The following is an 18,986-nucleotide window of genomic DNA, read 5'->3' as shown; positions in this document are numbered from 1 at the left end:
AGACTCCTTTGATCATGTGCGTGGCGTGCGAGTCGAGATCGGGGGCGATGGGCGTGGTGCTACTGGGCGCGTCGGAGGCGCAGGTACTTCATGAGGGCGCGCCGGTCGCCGGTGGCGCGTGCGTCGTCGTGCGCACGATCGACCACCGCGCGACCCGGCGCGCCCTGGGAGGGATGGCTCGGGCTCATGGCCGACGCGCGGGCGCCGCTGGCCCGAAAGAGCGCGGGCCGCTCGCGCTGGAGCTGGGCGATGACGCGCTGGGGCGTGGCGTCGGCGTCGCCTTCCAGCCGGCTCTCGACCAGCAGCGCCAGCGACTCGGTGTCGATGGCGCCCGCCTGGGCCAGGCCGCGCTCGATGGCGCCGCGCCGCTCGAGCCGGCCCGCGCGGTCGCGCAGGTCCTCGAGCTGGGCCTCGCGGGCGCGGAGCTGGTCGGCCAGGTCGCTGGCCATCTGCGTGCGTTCGGCCAGTGCTTCGCGCAGGTCGTTGTCGGCGTGATTGTCATTCGCGTTGGTGTCGGGCGTGTTCTCAGGCATTGGTGTTCTCCTGCGTGTCGGCGGCGTATCCGAGCTCGGCCAGCACGCGCTCGGGGTCGATGCCCAGGTCGCTCTTGCGCTGGGCGTTGACGAGCTGGGCGTCCTTGTCGAGGTCGATGGCGTCGGGCCAGTGCACGCCCACCTTGCGGTCTTGCGGCTCGGTGGCCAGGGTGCCCGCGCGGTCGAGGGCTTCGAGGATGAGGGCGCTCATCCGCGCCACGCCGGCCCCGTAGCCCACACGCTTGCGGCGTGTCTTGCTCAGCAGGCCCAGCATCGTCACGCGGAGCGCGTTGCCGCTGGAGAGGTTGCCGATCTTGGCGCGGACGACGCCCGCGGCGATGGGCGGCACGCCCGAGGTCTTGTCCATGGCCTCGCGAATGTCCTCGACGTGCAGGGTCTCGCTGGGCGAGTCGGCATCGCCGCCGAAGGCCGTCACCTGGGCGTCGGGGTTGTCGGTGCTCAAGACGCGGCCCGGGCCGATGCGGACCTGGTCGAAGCCCTCGATGCCCTTGGCCAGGTACATCTTGAAGCTCTGCATGGTCACGCGGGCGGCGCGGTCGCTCAAGCGCGTGTTCAGTTCGTCCTGCAGCGGCACGAGCGGCTCGACCTCGCCCACGCCGGCGTAGCACAGCGGCTGGGGAATGTTCTGGATGTGCACAATCGGCACGCGGCCGGGCGAGGCGCGGTTGGGGCCCTCGGCCACCAGCTCGCCGTCGACGTATACCTGCCGCCACGCGCCGCTCAGAACTTCGGTGACGCGCTCGGTGTCGAGCGTGCGGCCGTGGCGGTCGTGCTCGTCGGTCTGCGAGGTGCGGCGGGTGAAGTCGATGGCGTAGGCCTCGAGGCGGCGGTAGTCGCCCGCGTCGACAATGGGCACGCCGCGGGTCGGGTCGATGGCCTCCACGCGGATGGCCTCGGCCAGCACCTCACCGGGAAGCTCCAGGAGCGAGTCGAGGTCCGGGGCGAGGGCGGTCAGCCGCTCGATGTCGCAGCGGAGCAGCAGGTCGACGTGGCCGTAGACATGGCCCAGGAGGAGGGCGTCGTGCAGGAGGGCGAGACCGCCCGAGGCTTCCCACACCGCGTCAAGGGCGGCCTCGATGTTGCGTCGTTCTTCGGCTTGCCCGGCATTGCTGAGCAGCACGAGCGGCTCTGGCAGCATGAAGTCGACCATGGTGTGGATTCGCCAGGCGATGTCGTTCTCGATGACGACCTCGCTGGCGGCGGCGTCGACCATGCGGTCGTCCGACCACGGATCCCACGCGCCGCGAAGGCGGGGTGGTAGGCCGGCGGCTTGCGGGAGTTCGCCTCCGGGGCGGGTTGGCTCGTTTCGGAAGTAGCCCCAGAGCCAGCGCAGCCGCGGCGCGACGTCGCGCTCGTGCTCTGCGAGGATGATCTCGAGGGCCTGCGGCGAGAGGGTGGTGTCGGTGAAGGGTGCGAGATTGAACGCCACGGTGACCTCCCTTGGACAAGGGCGTTGGGTGGTGGCCCCGTGAACTCGGGGGGCCTTCACCCAACGGGCGGTCGGACGGATGGCGGCGCGCCGGGGCGGTTGTAAGAACGGCCCATCGTGCGGGTTCGGCCCGGAAAATATCGGGCTCTGATGGATTTCGATTCTGGGCGTTCGTGGCCGGTCATCGCGCCATGCGGCGCGCACGGCCGCGGCGATGTGGCCTCAGTGCTTGGGAATCAGGTTGACCTGGTCTTCATCCTCGGCCGCCTCTCGCTGGGCGGTGGCGACGGTTTCGAACTCAAGGGTGGTGTGGAGGATGTTCCAGTTGGCCCGGCAGCGCTGGCGGATGGCGTGCTTGATGGGCTCGATGTCGGCCAGCTTCGTGCGATCGGTGACGACGTGGGCCTCGAGGAGGATGGTCTGGGGGTCGAGCGCCCAGATGTGGAGGTGATGGATGTCCTGCACGTAGTCGATGGTGGCCAGATCGTCGGCGACGGCCCGCAGGTCGAGCTCGTGCGGCACGCCCTGCATGAGGATGCGCGTGGTGTGGCCCGACATCTTGAAGGCCTGCACGACCATGTAGGCGGCGATCATGAAGGCGATCATGGGATCGACCCAGAACCAATCGAAGAAGTAGACCAGCGCGCCGGCCAGGATGGCGCCCACGCTGCTGGCGGCGTCGGCCAGCTTATGTATCATCGCGGCGCGCGTGCCCAGGCTTTCGCCGGCGAGCTTGGCCGTCAGCCAGGCACTTACCAGGTCGATGACCAGCGCGATGCCGGCGACGATCATGATGACCAGGCCGATGACCGGCTCTGGGTTGAGCAGCCGCTGGATGCCCTCGAGGATGAGGAAGCCCGCGGTGACGACGAGCAGGATGAGGTTTGCCTGGGCCCCGACGATGTCGGCTCGCTTGTAGCCGAAGGTATTGCGCTCGTCGGCGGGCTTCTTGGCGATGCGGCGGCCCACCAGGGCGACGACCAGCGAGCCGGCGTCGGCGAGGTTATGAAGGCCGTCGGCGATCAGGGCGAGGCTGCCCGAGAAGACGCCGGCGATGATCTCGACGACGGTGAGCAGCACGTTGATGACGACCGCCCAGATGAGGGGGCCGTCGCCCATCTGTTCGATTTCGTGGTGGTGGTCGTGGGACATGGCGCCCGCCCGTGGGTGGGAGCTCAGCCCGTCGTTTCGGCCTTGGGCTCTTCGAGGATTTCGACGGCCGAGAAGCGGTCAAGATTGAGGACGACGAGTTCGCCGTCCTTTTTTCGCAGTTCGACGCGGTCGATCCAGACCTTGTTGTCTCGGGTGTGGGCGAACCACGAGCCGGACTTTTCCTGTCCGACGCGGACGACGACGCCCTCGATGGTGGAGACCATCGTGCCGCTCATGCGGGGGAACTGCTGGGTAATACGCACCTTGGCGCCGGGGGTGAGGTTCTCCATAGCGGGCGATGGTAGGGGGTGATCGGCGGCCGGGATGGCTGTTCCGGCCCGGGGTCGGTGGTCGGCCGGCGTACGATTGGACCTATGCCTATACCACGGATCGCGATCGTGGGCCGGCCCAACGTGGGCAAGAGCTCGCTGATGAACATGCTGGCCCACTCCAAGGTGTCGATCGTCGACGATCTGCCGGGGGTGACGCGCGACCGCGTGACGAAGATCATCGATCTGGAGCACAGCGAGGGGAAGCCCAGCCGGGCCGTGGAGCTGACCGACACGGGCGGTTATGGGGTCTACGTGGCCGAAGGCGGCCGGTACGACGAGGTGGGGGCCGATCTTTCGACCCTGACCGACGACGTGGAGGGGCAGATCGAGGCGGCCGTCGCTAATGCCGACCTCATCCTGTTCTGCGTGGACGTGCAGGCGGGGCTGACGCCCAGAGACGAGGAGATCGCCCGCCTGCTGCGCGAGCAGAAGCTGGGGCGGAAGGACCGTGCCCACCTGGCGACGCTGGACCCGAGCCTGGGAAAGCGGGCCCCGGTGCACGTGGTGGCCACGAAGGTGGACGGGCCAAAGTGGGAGACCCACGCCTACGAGATGAGCGCCCTGGGCTTTGGCGAGCCTCTGATGTGCAGCGCCAAGAACAACTACATGCGGCGCGACCTGAGCGACCGGCTCTATGAGCTGCTGCCGGCCGAAGACGAGACGGCCAGCACGCCTCCGGCGGACCTGTCCATCGCGGTCATCGGCAAGCGCAACGCGGGCAAGAGCACGCTGGTGAACGCCCTGGCGGGGGCCGAGCGGGTGATCGTCTCGGAGATCGCCGGCACGACGCGCGATGCGATCGACGTGCTGGTCGAGAAGGACGGCAAGCGGATCATCGTGATCGACACGGCGGGCATGCGACGGAAGAAGAGCTTCCAGGGCCGCGTGGAGTGGTTCGCGTATGACCGTGTGCAGCGAGCGGTGGACCGGGCCGATGTGGTACTGCTCATGGTCGACGCGACCGAGCCGACCAGCCAGGTGGATCAGCAACTGGCCATGCTTTGCCAGAACGCATTCAAGCCAACGATCATCGGCGTGAACAAGTGGGACCTGGCCGAGGGGCAGACCGACGACAAGGGCCGGCCCGTGACGCCCGAGCGGTACGAGAAGTATGTGCGCGAGGGGTTCAAGGGGCTGCCGTTTGCGCCCATCGCGCTCTTGAGCGCCAAGGAGGGGCTGAACGTCGACGGCGTGCTCGACCTGGCGTTCGATCTGAAGAAGCAGGCCCACGAGCGTGTGTCGACGGGGGCGCTGAACCGGCTGGTGCGCGGCATCCTCGAGAAGCGGGGGCCGAGTAACAAGCTCGGGACGCTGGCGCGGGTGTTCTACGTGGCGCAGGTGGGCACGGCTCCGCCGACGATCGCGATGGTGGTCAACGAGCCAAAGCTGTTCACGCCCAACTACATGCGGTACCTGATGAACCGGCTGCGCGAGCAGGCGCCGTTCGACGAGGTTCCCTTTCGCGTGTTCGTGCGCAGCCGCAAGCAATTCGACAAGCGGCGCGAGGAGCAGGAGAAGCGCGACAAGAAGGGCATGATCGATACCAGCGCGTTCGATCGCGGCGAGGACCTGGAACTGACGCCCGAGGAAATCGAGAGCCTGTTCCGCATTCCCGGCGAAGATGACCAGGGTGGGCAGTTCGTCGACGACGATGCCATCGAGGGCGAGGTCTTCGAGGACGCGGAGGTGTTCGTGTTCGGCGATGACGAGGAAGAAGACACACGCCGATAGCGTCGATGGATCGGACTCAAATCTTGACACAAGAAGGCGTGGCCAGGGTCCGGGGGATGAGTCCGGACGCTGGCCACGCCTGGTGTGGTGTGGTTGTCGGCTCGTTCGAGCCCCGATCGGGTTCGGCCTGAACCGGCCTTGAGGGGATCTCTCTTTTTCCCTCACCCTGCTATTCGGCGAACCGTGAGCACGGTTCCACTATTCTGCGGCGGCCTTTCCCCCTCCTATGCGTATTGCGGGGGTGGACGACGCAGCGATTTCGGGACTTCTCTGACTGTTGCGTTTCCCGGCTTCGTTCGTGCGGGGTCTTGCGTGCCCCACAGTTCGGGAGCGACGTCGGTCGCGGCTACTCACGGGATTCGCGCGATGAATCGCCCGCGTAGCGAATCCACTCCAGGCACAGCCCGTCGGGCGCGGCGGTAGGGCCGGCCTGGCGGCGGTCGGTGCTGTTAAGGATCCGGGGGATGTCTTCGGCTTCGATTCGCCCGCGGCCGACCTCGTGCAGCGTGCCGGCGATGATGCGGACCATGTTGTAGAGGAAGCCACTGCCCGTGACCGTGAAGCGGACGCGGTGCTCGGCGGTGCGCTCGACGGTGAGGTCGTAAATAGTGCGCACGGTGCTCTGGCGATCGTGGTTGAGTTGCGTGAAGGCCGCGAAGTCGTGCTCGCCCACCAGGTGCCTGGCGGCCTGGGCCATGCGGGCGGCGTCGAGCGTGTGGTGGGTGTGGGTGACGAAGCTGCGGTCAAACAGCGGGCGTTGATGGTGGTCGTGGAAGGTGTAGGAGTAGGCCTTGCGCTCGGCGTCGCCGATGGGGTTGAAGCGTTCGTGCGTGGGCTGGGCTTTCGTTATGAGGACGTCCGCGGGCAGGCGACCGTTGAGGGCCCGCACCAGGGGCTCGACGCCGCGCTCGGTGGGCCAGCCGCCGCCGTGGCGGGCGGGGTCGGTTCCGTCTGAACAGGTAAACGAGGCAACCTGGCCGCGGGCGTGGACGCCGGCATCGGTGCGGCTGGCGCCGGTGAGGATGATGGGTTCGCGGACGACCTGCCGGACGGCCTGTTCGACCACGGCCTGGACGGTCCGCAGGGCGACCCGGCCGGGCGGGGCGGGCAGCGACGGATCGACGTGGTGGATGGCCGCGCCCGTGGCCGGGGGCTGATCGGGCCTGGGGGCCGGTGGCTCCTGCTTCTGCCAGCCGCAGAAGTCGGTGCCGTCGTAGGCGATGGTGAGGCGGTAGGTCGGCACGCGGTGAGGGTATTGGCTCGATCTGGCGTGCGTTGGCAATAGCGGTGCACGGCGTGCGTTGGCCCGGTGAGGGCCGCGTCGTGGAGGCGCGGCCAGCGGAACATCCAAGCCCAGAGGAGCGTGAACGATGATCAGGAATCTGACTCTCGTGTCGTGGCTGGCGGCCTGTCTGGTGACGGCCACCAGCGTGTTCGGCCAGATGACCCCGCCCGACCCGGCGGACGTCGCTGCCCGTTGCGTGGCGGCGATGGAGGACGCCCGGGACCGCACCGTCGGCGCCATTGCCGACACCACCGGCGCCGCGGTCGACCGCATTGCCCAACTCGATGCCGACGGCGCGCCCGACCGCGTCATCATCCGTGCGGGCGATGCCGGCATCAACCGCGTTCGGCTGATCGGTCGCTTCGGGGCGGCGCGCATCGCGAACATCGAGCGTCACTGCGTGCACCTGCTTATCCGTCTGGAAGCCGAGCGTGACCTGATTATGCGTGTTCGCGGCGCGGCCGAGGGCTTCCGCGAGGACATCCGCAACGCCGTGGCTCGAGGCTCGATGGCGATCCGCCAGGCCGTGGCCGACGCGATCGGCTGAGCAAGGCTGCACCAACAACCTCGGAGTCCTTACCTCTGAGAGAGCGGCACCCCGCGCCTGGGGAGGGCGGGGTGTCGTTTTTGTTTGGCCTGGCGACTCACCTATTGGGGTAACGCAAGCGGCGCGACGGGAGTTAATCGAAAGGGGGCCAACTTCGGTACGTTTGAAGAGGAGCGAGACATGTTCAAGAGCGTGGCGATCGTGGTGACCCTGGCGGCCACAGGCGTGCAAGGGCAGGACGGCACGATTATCGGTGGGAATCTCCGACCGAACGAACTGGTCGAGATGAGCCGGACCAGCGGCGCGACGACCTCGCGTGCGCCCGTGGGCGTGCAGCCGCAGGGGCTGGCCTACGACGCGGGACGGAACACGCTGTACGCGGTCGATGCTGGCTTCAATTCGGTGTACACGATCGACCCCGATACGGGCGCGACGTTGTTCCTGGCCGCCGTGTCGGGCGCGAGCAACGCCAACGGGCTGGCCTATGACCCCGGCCGCGACGTGATCTACGTGAGCGACAACAACAACAACCGTCTGTACACCGTCGATCCGACGAGCGGCACGTCGAGCATCGTCGGCGTGCTGGTGGGTGCCAACGAAGTGGAGGGGCTGGCCTTCGATTGCGACACCAACACGCTCTATGGCGTGAGCGCGTTGACGGCGCGCATCGTGACGATCGATCCCGACACGGCCGAGGTGACCGAGTTGCCGCTGGTGCTGCCGAGCCGCAACTGGCGCGGGCTGGCGTTCGACCGTGCCGAACGGGCGCTGTACCTGAGCGTGTCAGTCAGCGGGAACTTCTACCGCGTGGACCTGGGCCGGCTGGAGTTGACCGATCTGGGCCTGATCAGTCCGGCGCAGGCCGTGCAGGGGCTGGCGGTGATCCAGGACGACTGTGCCCCGGTGTGCCGTGCGGACATCGACGGCGATGGCGAACTGACGATCTTCGATTTCCTTGAATTCCAGAACCTGTTCGACGCGGGCGACCCGGCGGCGGATTTCGATGGGGACGGGGAGCTGACGCTGTTTGATTTCCTGGCGTTTCAGAATGCGTTTGCGGCGGGGTGTTGAACCCTATTGCTCGGCAGCAGCAGCGGCCCTGATGTGGGTTTGAAGCGCACCGGCGAGTTGTCGGTCCAGGCCGTTCGGAAGTCTGGGTCTGTGCGGACTGGTGATCAAAGTTACCAGTGCATTGTGGTTCACCACCCAAACGGGTTGCTGCCAAGGCGTCTTGTCAGCCCGGACAAACCAACCTGGTATCGCGACTACTGGCTGGACTGCACATTTGCGACCTGCGAAGCGATCCAAAATGTAGGCCAGATCGTCGGCAACGGCCCGTGCTTGTCCGATGGGATCGGAGCAAAGAGGATGGTCGTTGATGCTGATCTGGTCGTTGCAGAACTCGAGGGTGTATTGACGCCCCCGTTTACGAATGGTCTTCGTTTCAATCGCAAAGACGCCTGTTGGGCCGATGACCACATGATCCAAGTTGGCCTCGTTCGGCCGCCTTAATGATGGAACGTCGTGAAAAACGGAGTAGCCCTGCCGCTCCAGGTCTCTGAGCACAAGAGACACTGCACGTTCACCGTGGAGCCCGGTCTGCAGTGGTTCGATTGTCTGCGTGAATCGTCGGAGAGACACAACCCCAAGGCCGACAGCCGCGACCAAACTGATCCCGGCCGTCAGCCAGAAGTGTTGTCCGCCGTTAAGTAGTCGAGACGATGCAAACCCCACGGTACATGCGAGCACGCCCATCGCGACTCCCAAGAGGATTGCGCACGAGAGCGTGTGATCCAGGATCGCTTCGCGGAGTGATGCACCGGGTTCACGAGGGAAATCGGGACTCGTCGGTAGCTCGCTTGCTACCTTTCTACGCCGCACTCGACTTCCGCGCGTTCATCACCCGCTCGGCGTACTTGTTCATCCCGTCGCGGAGTTGCTCGAAGCTGTCCAGCACGTAGAGGATCGGCTGGTAGTGGTCGATCTCGAAGGGGGTCTCGCAGACGCGGTCCATGTCGAAGGGGCGGCGGTCGACGTTCTTGCTGTGCAGGGCGTGCTCGCTCTCGCCCAGGCTGCTGATCAGCCCGCTGCCGTAAAGCTTGGTGCGGCCGTCTTCCTTGATGAGCCCGAACTCGACGGTGAACCAGAACAGGCGGCCCAGCCGCTCGATGTGGTAGGGGTCCTCGCAGTGCAGGGCGGCCTTGCCGTAGGTCTGGAGGAACTCGGCGAAGACGTCGTCGGCGTGCAGGGGCACGTGGCCGAAGATGTCGTGGAAGATGTCCGGCTCGGGCAGGTAGTGCATGAGGCGCTTGGGCCGCATGGTGATGGTGGTGGGGAACTCGCGGTTGGCCAGGCAGGCAAAGAAGGCCTTGGCGGGCAGGTATCCGGGAACGGGCCGGCTCTGCCAGCCGGTGCGCTGGGCGAGGTTGGCGTTGATGGCGGCGACCTCGGGCACGCTGTCGCCGGGCAGGCCGATGGCGCGCATGCCCTCGAGGAAGACGGTGGAGGCCTGCTCGTCGAGGGTCTTCATCCGCTCGTGGTAGAGGGTTCGCCAGACCTCATGGTTCTCCTGGGTGTACAGGTCCATGTTCTGGGTGATGAAGAACTTGGAGGTGTCGATCTCGCTGGAGGGCTGGAAGGGCGCCTTGTCGGCGGCGGCCTGGGCGAGGCGGGCCTCGTCGCTGTCGATCACGGTGCTGTACTCGATGTCCCCTCGCATGGTGTGCCTCCGGCTCTGGTTTCGTGTTCCAATGGATGATACACGACGCGGCGGGAGGGCTTCGAGGATCGGCTTGGGTCCTATAATGACACTTGCCGGCGCGACCCTCGCGGGCCGGATCGTCGTAGTGCGGGCTGGCAGCAGATAGGATCGTGGCCAACCGACAGGGGTTGGCGGGATGTGCCCGGCTGGCGCATCGCTGAGAGCCGGTGGGCCGGCCCGCCCGACGCGGCGCCAAACGGGGAGGGCCCCGGGCGCGAGGCCGGATTCTGGGAACCGATTCGAAGGAGGCACGAGGATGCTCGGTCGCACAGGTCAGTTTGTCCCGGCAAGTCGCTGGGTGTTGGGCGCCGGCGTGATGGCGGCGACGGTCTGCATGGTTTCGCCGGCGATGGCCCAGGAGGGCGAGGTCGCCCGCCAGCGGCTGGAAGAATCGCGCGATGCCATCGGCAAGCTCAAGACGCTGCAGTACGTTGGCACGGTCGAGAGCGAGGGCCCGCTGCTGGGCATGATCGAAGCCCTGGATAGCATCGTCTGGATGGAGAAGGTCGGCGAGGGTGAGGCCGCCGAGTGGAACCACCGCCGTCAGGGCTCCACCAAGGTGCGCAATCCCGCCACCGGCGAGACCGAGACGGTCGAATTCGACGTGGTCCGCGATGGCCCGAACGTCACCTACATCGCCCACGACCTGCGCACCGTCTACGAGCGATACCACCGTGCCGCTCGGCACCGCAGCATCACCGTTGCGCAGACCGGCTGGATCGGCGAGTTTGCTGACGCCAAGCCCTTCGAGCGCGAGTTGACCCTGCCCGAAGTGACGCTGACGCTCGACATCGGCGGAGACACCGTCGAGGGCGACGTGTGCGACGTGGTCGAAGTGGCCTATGGCGATCAGCGGCAAGTCGTCCGCTGGTCGATCAGCCAGGAGACCGACCTGCCGCGCCGCAAGCACACGCGGCTGGGCGCCGACAACATGCAGACCTACACGATCACGAACATCGCGATCGACCAGGAACTGCCCGAAGACATCTTCACGATCGAGCGGCCCGAGGGCTACGCGATCAACACGACCGTGCGTCGCGGCACGCAGGGCGTGACCTCGGGCGCGCCCAAGCCCAGCTATCCCTCGGCCAAGCCCTTCACGGTGACCATTGCCGAGGGACCGGGCAAGGGCGAGGAGGTCAGCCTGCAGGATCTCGAGGGCAACGTGGTGGTGCTCGACTTCTGGACGGGCTGGTCGAGCACGTCGAAGGACTCGCGCGGCGCCATCCAGGAGATCGCCGAGCAGTTCGCCGACGAGCCGGTGAAGGTGCTGAGCATGACCTGGCGCGAGCGCGGCCGCGTGAAGGCGGGCATCGACGCGTGGAAGGCCAGCGATGCGACGTATCCGCTGGTGACCGAGGCCGACGCGGTCGCGCTCGACTATGCGGTCAGCAGCTTCCCGACGGTGTTCGTCGTCACCAAGGACGGCAAGCTGGTCTTCACGATGTCCGAGTACAACGAAGAGACCTTCAAGAGCAGCATCGCCGAGGCCGTGCAGAAGGCGCTCGACGGCGAGTTCGAGGGCGGCATGACGACCACCACGACGATGCAGCAGGGCAACCAGTCCGGTGGCAACCAGTCCACCGAACAGGGTGGAAACCAAAGTGGCAACCAAGGTGGCAATAAGCCCAGCGGCAACCAGGGTGGAAACCAGGGCGGCGGCAACAGGCCCAAGTAACTCCGCCTTCATCCCCTGACTCACAAACGAAAACGCCCGCGGCCTGATCGGTCGCGGGCGTTGTTCATTGGTGTTGGATTGCTGCTTACTTGGTGCCATGCATCAGCGCGGCCTGGGCGGCGGCCAAGCGAGCGATGGGCACACGGAAGGGCGAGCAACTCACGTAGTCAAGGCCGGCGGCGTGGCAGAAGTGCACGCTAGTAGGGTCGCCGCCGTGCTCGCCGCAGACGCCGATCTTGATCTGATCGTTGGCGTCGCGACCCTTCTCGATGGCCATCTTGACCAGTTCGCCCACGCCGTCAGGATCGAGCTGCTGGAACGGATCGGCCGGCAGGATCTCCTGGCCCACGTACTCGGGCAGGAAGGTGGCCGAATCGTCGCGGCTGTAGCCAAAGGTCATCTGGGTGAGGTCGTTGGTGCCGAAGCTGAAGAAGTCGGCGAACTCGGCGATCTTGTCGGCGGTGATGGCGGCGCGGGGCACCTCGATCATGGTGCCGATCTTGATGTTGAGGGCGCTCTTGATGTCGTTCTCGGCCCGTACGTCGTGGATGGTCTGCTCGACGAGCTTGCGCAGCACGCCCAGTTCCTTGGCGACGCCCACCAGCGGGATCATGATCTCGGGCATGGCCTTGATCTTGTTGTGCTGGCAGTTGATCATGGCCTCGACGATGGCCCGCACCTGCATGACCAGGATTTCGGGATACGTGACCGCAAGGCGGCAGCCGCGGTGGCCCAGCATCGGGTTGCTCTCGTGCAGCTGCGAGACGCGTTGCTCGACCTTCTTGGCCGGCACGCCCAGGGCCTTGGCGACTTCCTTGATCGTGCCCGGCTCGTGGGGCAGGAACTCGTGCAGCGGCGGATCCAGCAGGCGGATGGTGACCGGCAGGCCCTTCATGGCGGTGAAGATGCCGATGAAGTCGTCGCGCTGGTAGGGCAGCAGCTTGGCCAGGGCGCGCTCGCGGTCTTCCTTGTGCTCGGCGAGGATCATCTCGCGCATCGCCATGATGCGCTCGCCCTCGAAGAACATGTGTTCGGTGCGGCACAGGCCGATGCCCTGGGCGCCGAAGTCGCGGGCGCGACGGGAATCCTCGGGCGTGTCGGCATTGGTGCGCACCTGGAGGGTGCGGTACTTGTCGGCCCATCGCATGATCTTGGCGAAGTCGCCGCTCAGCTTGGGCTCGACGGTGGGGATGGCGCCGCGCATGATCTCGCCGGTCGTGCCGTCGATGGAGATCGTGTCGGTGCGCTTGAAGGTCTTGTCGCCGACGGTGAAGGCACCCTTCTTGGCGTCGATCATGACTTCGCCCGCGCCCGCCACGCAGCACTTGCCCCAGCCACGGGCGACCACCGCCGCGTGGCTGGTCATGCCGCCGGTGCTGGTGAGGATGCCCACGGCCGAGTGCATGCCGTCGACGTCCTCGGGGCTGGTCTCCTTGCGGACGAGGATGACCGCTTCGCCCGCGTGGGTGCGCTCGACGGCTTCCTCGGCGGTGAACGCTGGCTTACCGACCGCCGCGCCGGGCGAGGCAGGCAGGCCGCGGGTCAGCACCGAGCCCTTGGGCTTGGCGCCCTCGTCGAAGCTGGGCAGCAGGAGTTGGATCAGGTCGGCCGCGGGGATGCGAAGGATGGCCTCTTCTTCGGTGATCAGGCGCTCGCGCACCATGTCGCAGGCGATGCGGACGGCCGCGGCGCCGGTGCGCTTGCCGGTGCGCGTCTGGAGCATGAACAGCTTGCCACCCTCGATGGTGAACTCGATGTCCTGCATGTCCTTGTAGTGCTCTTCGAGCGTGCCCTTGATCTTGATGAGCTGGTCGTAGACCTTGCCATTCCACTTGGGCATTTCCTCGACGGGCTGGGGCGTGCGGATGCCCGCGACCACGTCCTCGCCCTGGGCGTTGATGAGGAACTCGCCGTAGAACTTGTTCTCGCCCGTGCTGGGGTTGCGCGTGAAGGCCACGCCCGTGCCCGAGTCGTCGCCCATGTTGCCGTACACCATGGCCTGGATGTTGACGGCCGTGCCGGTCAGGCCCGTGATGCCGCTCAGGCGGCGATAGCTGATGGCGCGGTCGGCGTTCCAGCTCTTGAAGACGGCCTCGATGGCCAGCTCGAGCTGCTTGCTCGGGTTCTGAGGGAACTCGTCGCCGACGGCCTTGCGGTACACGGTCTTGTACGCCTCGGCCAGTTCGACGATGCCCTTCTCGGGCACGTCGTTGTCGGTGCGCGCTTCGTACTTGATCTTGATCTTGTCGAAGGCCTTCTCGAAGACCTCGTGGCCCACGCCCATGACCACGTCGCCGAACATGTTGATCAGGCGGCGATACGCGTCGTACGCAAAGCGCCGGTTGCCGGTGACGTTGGCCAGGCCCTCGACGGCTTCGTCGTTGAGGCCCAGGTTGAGGATGGTGTCCATCATGCCCGGCATGCTGACGGCCGCGCCCGAGCGCACCGAGACCAGCAGCGGGTTGTCCTTGTTGCCGAACTCGCGGCCCATCTCCTTGGAGACCAGCGACATGTTCTGGTGGACCTCGTTCATGAGGCCGTGGGGCAGGCGCTTGCCGCCCTCGTAGTACTTGGCGCAGGTCTCGGTGGTGATGGTGAAGCCCGGGGGCACGGGCAGGCCGATGGAGGTCATCTCCGAGAGGTTGGCGCCCTTGCCGCCCACCAGTTGCTTCATGTCGCTGGTGGCTTCGGCCTTGGTCTTGCCGAAGTAGTACACCATCTTGGCATCGCGGGGCCTGCCGCCGACGTTGGGCCTGGTCTTCTTGACCGTGGGGGCCTTCTTGGTGGTCTTGGCGGCGTGACGCTTGGAGGTCTTTGCGGGTGGTGCCATCGGCGACGCGTCCTATACTCGGCTTTTGGTTGGATACTCGCCAGGCCCCATCGCACGATGCGGGCCTGCCTAGCGTGAAGGTTTGCCGCTGGTAAGCCGGGCGGCAGGTTTTCGATCGCTTGGAGTCAGATCTTAGAGGACCTTTTCGCCTTTGACGAGCGCACCATCCGAATCCGTCTCCACCTCGGCCGCCTCGGCGTGCCGTGCCATAGAAACGCCGGGCCTTGGTCATGCAGGTCCGATAGCCATCGTTGTCCGCGCCGACAAGGCCTTCGTGCACCGGGCCGGACCGTGGCAACCCGTTTCGCACGACGCGCTTTGCCCCATCGGACCGGGATCGTTCGCGGGCTTCGTTTCCTACGAGATCGCGCACGAACTCGAGCCCACCAGCACGGCGCCCGGGCCCGGCATGCCTGGTCGCGGGGCGCATCCCGAGGCTGCGTGGAGTTATGGCGGATGGCTGCCGATCACGGACGGCACGCCCACAACGACGCAGGCGACCGGCTCATATCGCCTGGGCCCGATGCGAAGCGCGTGGGGTCGTCGTGGATACGAGCGCGCGGTGGAGCGCGCGGTCGAGCTCATCCATGCGGGCGACATGTATCAGGTAAACCTGACGCATGCGCTGGTGGGCCGATTCGAGGGCAGCCCCCGCGCGTTGTTCGTCGACCTGGCTCGCACATCCATGCCGGCCTTTGGCTGTTACCTCGAATTACCTCCCTTGTGCGATGGGCATCGCCGGGCGGTGCTGAGCCTCAGCCCGGAATTGCTCCTGCGCTACGACGCCGCCACGCGCACGCTGACGACCGAGCCCATGAAGGGCACGCGGCCGGCGACCGACCCCGGGCTTGCCGATCTCCGCGATGCCCAGAAGGACCAGGCCGAGCTTGCCATGATCGTCGACCTGATGCGTAATGACCTGGGCCGCGTCAGCACCATCGGCAGCGTGCGCGTCGACGAGCCACGCATGATCGAGCGGCACGGACCGACGCACGGCGGCGTGTGGCAGGCAAGCGCACGCGTCAGCGGCCGATTGCGGGACGAACTGTCGCTCGACGACGCATTGCGTGCCGTACTGCCCGCCGGCTCGATCACCGGCGCCCCCAAGGTCCGCGCGATGCAGGTGATCCATGAAATGGAGCCCTCGCCGCGCGGGCCGTACTGCGGCGCCATCGGCACGATCGACGAGCATGGTAACGCCGAACTGGCCGTGGGCATCCGCACGGCCGTGGTCGTGGGTGACGAGCTTCGCTACTCGGTGGGCGCGGGCATCGTCGCGCAGAGCGAGCCACATGCCGAATGGGCCGAAACGCTGGCCAAGGCCGGCCCGCTGCGCGCCATCGGCGCCACGATCGAGGACGACGCATCGTGACCCGCGTGCTGGCCGATCTGGTCGACGTATACGTGATGCGTCAGGCCGGCGACCTCGAGTTTCTCCAGCTCCGCCGGACCGCCGAGCCCTTGTCGGGCACGTGGCAGCCCGTGATGGGCCACATCGAGCAGGGCGAGGACGCCATGCAAGCGGCTGTCCGGGAACTGGGCGAAGAGGTCGGGCTCGTGCCGGGCGACGACGCATGGCTGGGCTTCTGGCAGCTCGAGGAAGTGCACCCCTACTTCGTAGCGGCGCTCGATGCAGTCGTGCTCTCGCCCCGCTTTGCGGTGTTGGTTCACGCGGCGTGGCAACCGGACATTTCGACAGACCATGCGCACGACGCCCACCGCTGGGTGCCCGCGTGTGACGCAGAAGCGACGTTCCTCTGGCCCGGCCAGTGGCGTGCGTGTGCGGAAGCTGCCAGCTTGATCGCTAGGCGCGGATGCGAGCTCGAGCGGGCGTTGCGGCTGCGTCCCGACGCGTGAGCGCCGCCGGTCGCAGGCTGGGCATGAGCGGGAATGCGTCGGCCTCGACGCCCAGGATGCGCGGCGCTTCGACCCAGGGCACAAGCACGCTTGCTCCCTGGCCCCGGGCGTGCATCAGGGCCAGGGCATCGAGCATCGGGCCGGGCGAGAGCGTGCCGATGACCAAGCGATCGGCCTCGCGCGTGTCGTCGACGATCTCGATGCCCGCCTCGCTGAGGGCCCGTCGGACGGCCCAGGCGTGCTTGCCCTCGTGCACGAGCCTGGCGGTGTCGAATCGTTCGGCCGACAATGCCCGCTCGACCGCCTCGCGCGCATGGTAAAGCCCGACGAATCGCTCGAAGTGGTGCTCGCTCAGCGGCCGGCGGTCGAGCGAGTGTCGGATCCGGCGCAGCTCGGCAAGGCCTTTGCGGAAGCCCTCGACGGCGTTCTCTTTCTCTGCGATCCACGCGCACCGACGGACGTGGTCCTTGCGAAGGAACGAGCGGTCGTGGGCAGGCGTGGTGCGTTCGATGATGACGCCCTGGTTTCGCGTCAGCAGCCGGAGCATGCGGTTCAGGTCGCGATTGGTTGAGGTCTTGTGGTGCAAGACGCGGAACCACGGGCTGAATTCCACCCGCCAGCCCGCGTCGATCAGCCGGGCGCACAGGTCGGGCTCCTCGGCCGCGAAGAAGAAGCTCTCGTCGTATCCGCCCGCGTCGAGATAAGCCTGCTTACGCACCGCCGCCCCGCAGCCCACGAGCACCTCGGGCAGCCCGCCGCGCTCGCGCGAGCCGTCGGGCAGCGTGATGTCGGCCATCACCACGGCGACGTCGTCGGCCATTCGGCTCAGTACGTGCAGGTGGCCCAGGTCCCTGGGGGCGCTGTCGTCGTCGAGCATAACCAGCCAGTCGTGCCGGGCCTCGGCCGCGGCGTGGTTGCGCGCCGATGCGGCGACGTTGCGGTCGAGCGTGACGACGCGGACGGGAATGGTGACGTCGGGAAGCGTTTGCCGCACCGGCACATCCGAGGCGTTGTCGGCGATGACGACCTCGGCCTGCGAGGGGTCGCTGGCGTGCAGGGCGTCGAGCGCATGCAGCGTCGCGGCCAGTTCGGCCGGACGATTGCGCGTGCAGATGACGTAGGAGACCGGCGTCACGAGGCCACCCGAGCTGGCGCTTGCGAGGCATCCGGACGAAACACGAGGTGGGCGCGTGAGAGCCGATCGACGGCGGTTCGCATCGAGCCATGCGTCACCAGCGCCATGCCCGGGCGCGAGATCGCGTCGGCTTCTGCCACGGCTGCCAGCACCGCCGCCACGCACACGTGTACGTCCGGCTCGAGCCCGGCGGCACGGGCGCCGACGAGACCGGCCGTCGCAGCGGCCAGCGCCGCGGCGTTGGCGCCGCACGAGTCGAGCGATAGCGGCGCCAGGCTGGGCACCGGCTGAGCACGCACGCGCGTCGGCCAGCCGTCGCCCGAATCGATCGCTTCGTCCAGTCGATCAAAGGCCAGCAGGCCCTCGGCCCCGAGCCCGACCAGGGCCGCGCCGGCTTGGGCGGCATCCATGGCCGACCAGGCCGATGCCGTCAGGCTGCCCGACGGGTTTCCCACCGCCCGGTGAAGGTCTGCCTCGGCGGCGTACAGCAGGTCTGCGTGGCGGATCGACAACGGGTTGGCGCTGCGGGCCTGGGCGCTCGTGGTCAGGACGCAGCGTCGCTCCTTCAACAGTTCGCTCAGCTTCCGGGCCACCGGGCCGGCCAGCAGTCCCAGGCCCTGATCGGCCACGCAGACGGCGTCGGCCCCGCTCGCACGGTCGGCCACCACCGAGGCCACGGCCTCGGGCAGCGCCCGGTCGGTTGCCATGGAGCGGGCGTGGTCGACCGTCATCAGCTTCTGCACGCCGGCCACGAAGTGCTCGATCACCATGGGCTCGGCGATCGGCGGCAGGGGCGAGAGGGCCACCCGCGAGCCGCGCAGCCGCTCGGCCAGCAGTTCTCCCGGCTTGCCCGCGGGCGGCGCGGTCACCAGCAGCGGCCGCAGGCCCATGGCTGCCAACTGGATGGCCACGCCCGCCGCGCCGCCATCGAATCGACGCTCTCCGGCGGGCCGAAGCGTCATCACCGGCTCGCGCGAGGCCATCTGCGGCGCCTGGCACACGCGGTAGACCTCTTCGACCGACTCGCCCAGGACGAGCACCCGTCGACCTCGTGCGGCTTCGAGCGCCCGGGCGATGCCTTCATCTCGCAGGCCGGGTTGGCGCAGCAGCTGCGCCAGCGTTCCGGTAGATGCGTCCACGCCCGTGTCTCGCCCGCCCTCGATCGCGGCGATCAGGGCCGAACTGCTGAACACGATGTCGCCCGAGGAGAAGACCACACGGCCGCCATGGGCCTCGACGGCCTCCCGCTCGGCGGCGAATCGTGGATCTTCGTTGGACTGGTACTCGCGACCCTTGACGTACACGTCCGGCTGCACGGCTCGCAGGATGCCCTCGGCGGTGGGGGCCTCGACCACGTGGACGGCGTCGACCATGTCCAGGCTGGCGAGGTTCTCGGCCCGAAGATCGTGGGGGATCAGCGGTCGGCCCACGCCCTTGTTCACCCCCTGATCGGCCGTGATGGTGACCAGCAGGGCATCGCCCTGGGCCCGGGCCCAGCGCAGGTGGCGGATGTGCCCGGGATGGACGATGTCGAAGCAGCCGTGGCATTGGACCAGCCGCTGCCCGCGTTCACGCAGGCCCCGGCGCCATTCCAAGAGCTTCTCCAGGGGTCTGATAGCCGGATGATGGGTCGTTGTGCTCACGAACCGCTTATCGGCATCGCAATCTGGCCGAGTGAAGTGAAGATGCCGGTTG

Annotated in this window: 16 protein-coding genes; 6 read left to right on the top strand and 10 right to left on the bottom strand. The window is 67.3% G+C overall.

Annotated features, from left to right (window positions below; genetic code table 11):
• Positions 1-59: 59 nt before the first annotated feature.
• The 4 genes from RIE32_08435 to RIE32_08420 all read right to left on the bottom strand — a co-directional run bounded on the left by RIE32_08435 (position 60) and on the right by RIE32_08420 (position 3,425).
• Positions 60-533: a hypothetical protein gene (locus RIE32_08435; protein MEQ9096274.1), complete on the bottom strand. Its 474-nt coding sequence runs from the start codon at positions 531-533 to the stop codon at positions 60-62.
• Positions 526-1,983 carry a phage portal protein gene (locus RIE32_08430; protein MEQ9096273.1) on the bottom strand — a complete coding sequence of 486 codons (1,458 nt, stop codon included), beginning with the start codon at positions 1,981-1,983 and terminating at the stop codon, positions 526-528. Before RIE32_08430 ends, RIE32_08435 begins: the two co-directional genes overlap by 8 nt.
• A 222-nt stretch (positions 1,984-2,205) precedes the next feature.
• Positions 2,206-3,135, bottom strand: a complete 930-nt coding sequence (locus RIE32_08425) for a cation diffusion facilitator family transporter (GenBank protein ID MEQ9096272.1) — start codon at positions 3,133-3,135, stop codon at positions 2,206-2,208.
• Positions 3,136-3,158: 23 nt separating this feature from the next.
• Positions 3,159-3,425 carry a hypothetical protein gene (locus RIE32_08420; protein MEQ9096271.1) on the bottom strand — a complete coding sequence of 89 codons (267 nt, stop codon included), beginning with the start codon at positions 3,423-3,425 and terminating at the stop codon, positions 3,159-3,161.
• Positions 3,426-3,509: 84 nt separating this feature from the next.
• Between RIE32_08420 and der the strand changes: the two genes are divergently transcribed.
• Entirely contained in the window at positions 3,510-5,198 is a 1,689-nt protein-coding gene (gene der, locus RIE32_08415; GenBank protein ID MEQ9096270.1) for a ribosome biogenesis GTPase Der, read from the top strand.
• 346 nt (positions 5,199-5,544) lie between these two features.
• On the opposite strand, the gene truA is transcribed toward der, so the two are convergent.
• Positions 5,545-6,441, bottom strand: coding sequence for a tRNA pseudouridine(38-40) synthase TruA (gene truA / locus RIE32_08410; protein MEQ9096269.1), 897 nt, complete (start codon positions 6,439-6,441; stop codon positions 5,545-5,547).
• Between the two features lie 127 nt (positions 6,442-6,568).
• Between truA and RIE32_08405 the strand changes: the two genes are divergently transcribed.
• Together RIE32_08405 and RIE32_08400 are read left to right on the top strand one after the other, a co-directional pair.
• Positions 6,569-7,030: a hypothetical protein gene (locus RIE32_08405; protein ID MEQ9096268.1), complete on the top strand. Its 462-nt coding sequence runs from the start codon at positions 6,569-6,571 to the stop codon at positions 7,028-7,030.
• Positions 7,031-7,210: 180 nt separating this feature from the next.
• Positions 7,211-8,101, top strand: coding sequence for a GC-type dockerin domain-anchored protein (locus RIE32_08400; protein ID MEQ9096267.1), 891 nt, complete (start codon positions 7,211-7,213; stop codon positions 8,099-8,101).
• Between the two features lie 3 nt (positions 8,102-8,104).
• Here the strand turns inward: RIE32_08400 and RIE32_08395 are convergent, their stop codons facing one another.
• The gene (locus RIE32_08395) at positions 8,105-8,785 is read right to left on the bottom strand and encodes a nuclease-related domain-containing protein (protein MEQ9096266.1); all 681 of its coding nucleotides are present in this window, start codon (positions 8,783-8,785) and stop codon (positions 8,105-8,107) included.
• A gap of 115 nt (positions 8,786-8,900) precedes the next feature.
• The gene (locus RIE32_08390; GenBank protein MEQ9096265.1) at positions 8,901-9,749 is read right to left on the bottom strand and encodes a phenylalanine 4-monooxygenase; all 849 of its coding nucleotides are present in this window, start codon (positions 9,747-9,749) and stop codon (positions 8,901-8,903) included.
• 298 nt (positions 9,750-10,047) lie between these two features.
• Between RIE32_08390 and RIE32_08385 the strand changes: the two genes are divergently transcribed.
• Positions 10,048-11,469 (top strand): redoxin domain-containing protein, encoded by a 1,422-nt coding sequence (locus RIE32_08385; GenBank protein MEQ9096264.1) that lies wholly within the window; start codon positions 10,048-10,050, stop codon positions 11,467-11,469.
• Between the two features lie 85 nt (positions 11,470-11,554).
• Here the strand turns inward: RIE32_08385 and ppdK are convergent, their stop codons facing one another.
• The gene (ppdK, locus tag RIE32_08380; protein MEQ9096263.1) at positions 11,555-14,299 is read right to left on the bottom strand and encodes a pyruvate, phosphate dikinase; all 2,745 of its coding nucleotides are present in this window, start codon (positions 14,297-14,299) and stop codon (positions 11,555-11,557) included.
• Between the two features lie 523 nt (positions 14,300-14,822).
• Between ppdK and RIE32_08375 the strand changes: the two genes are divergently transcribed.
• Positions 14,823-15,671 (top strand): anthranilate synthase component I family protein, encoded by an 849-nt coding sequence (locus tag RIE32_08375; protein MEQ9096262.1) that lies wholly within the window; start codon positions 14,823-14,825, stop codon positions 15,669-15,671.
• Complete coding sequence (locus tag RIE32_08370) at positions 15,668-16,156, top strand: NUDIX domain-containing protein (GenBank protein MEQ9096261.1); 489 nt, start codon at positions 15,668-15,670, stop codon at positions 16,154-16,156. The genes RIE32_08375 and RIE32_08370 overlap by 4 nt, the downstream gene beginning before the upstream one ends.
• On the opposite strand, the gene RIE32_08365 is transcribed toward RIE32_08370, so the two are convergent.
• Positions 16,104-17,291, bottom strand: coding sequence for a glycosyltransferase (locus RIE32_08365; protein ID MEQ9096260.1), 1,188 nt, complete (start codon positions 17,289-17,291; stop codon positions 16,104-16,106). The genes RIE32_08370 and RIE32_08365 overlap by 53 nt on opposite strands.
• Complete coding sequence (locus RIE32_08360; GenBank protein MEQ9096259.1) at positions 17,288-18,934, bottom strand: adenylyltransferase/cytidyltransferase family protein; 1,647 nt, start codon at positions 18,932-18,934, stop codon at positions 17,288-17,290. Before RIE32_08360 ends, RIE32_08365 begins: the two co-directional genes overlap by 4 nt.
• Between the last annotated feature and the right edge of the window lie 52 nt (positions 18,935-18,986).

The sequence above is a fragment of the Phycisphaerales bacterium genome, assembly GCA_040221175.1.
GTDB lineage: Bacteria > Planctomycetota > Phycisphaerae > Phycisphaerales > UBA1924 > JAHCJI01.
Note: the sequence above shows the minus strand (reverse complement) of the source record. Positions and strands in the feature narration are given on the sequence as shown.

Coding starts and splice junctions, on each gene's coding strand:
- RIE32_08395 (MEQ9096266.1), bottom strand. CDS start 8,785: ATGGGCGTGCTCGCATGTACCGTGGGGTTTGCATCGTCTCGACTACTT.
- RIE32_08385 (MEQ9096264.1), top strand. CDS start 10,048: ATGCTCGGTCGCACAGGTCAGTTTGTCCCGGCAAGTCGCTGGGTGTTG.
- RIE32_08435 (MEQ9096274.1), bottom strand. CDS start 533: ATGCCTGAGAACACGCCCGACACCAACGCGAATGACAATCACGCCGAC.
- RIE32_08400 (MEQ9096267.1), top strand. CDS start 7,211: ATGTTCAAGAGCGTGGCGATCGTGGTGACCCTGGCGGCCACAGGCGTG.
- RIE32_08405 (MEQ9096268.1), top strand. CDS start 6,569: ATGATCAGGAATCTGACTCTCGTGTCGTGGCTGGCGGCCTGTCTGGTG.
- RIE32_08420 (MEQ9096271.1), bottom strand. CDS start 3,425: ATGGAGAACCTCACCCCCGGCGCCAAGGTGCGTATTACCCAGCAGTTC.
- RIE32_08425 (MEQ9096272.1), bottom strand. CDS start 3,135: ATGTCCCACGACCACCACCACGAAATCGAACAGATGGGCGACGGCCCC.
- ppdK (MEQ9096263.1), bottom strand. CDS start 14,299: ATGGCACCACCCGCAAAGACCTCCAAGCGTCACGCCGCCAAGACCACC.
- RIE32_08390 (MEQ9096265.1), bottom strand. CDS start 9,749: ATGCGAGGGGACATCGAGTACAGCACCGTGATCGACAGCGACGAGGCC.
- der (MEQ9096270.1), top strand. CDS start 3,510: ATGCCTATACCACGGATCGCGATCGTGGGCCGGCCCAACGTGGGCAAG.
- RIE32_08375 (MEQ9096262.1), top strand. CDS start 14,823: ATGCGAAGCGCGTGGGGTCGTCGTGGATACGAGCGCGCGGTGGAGCGC.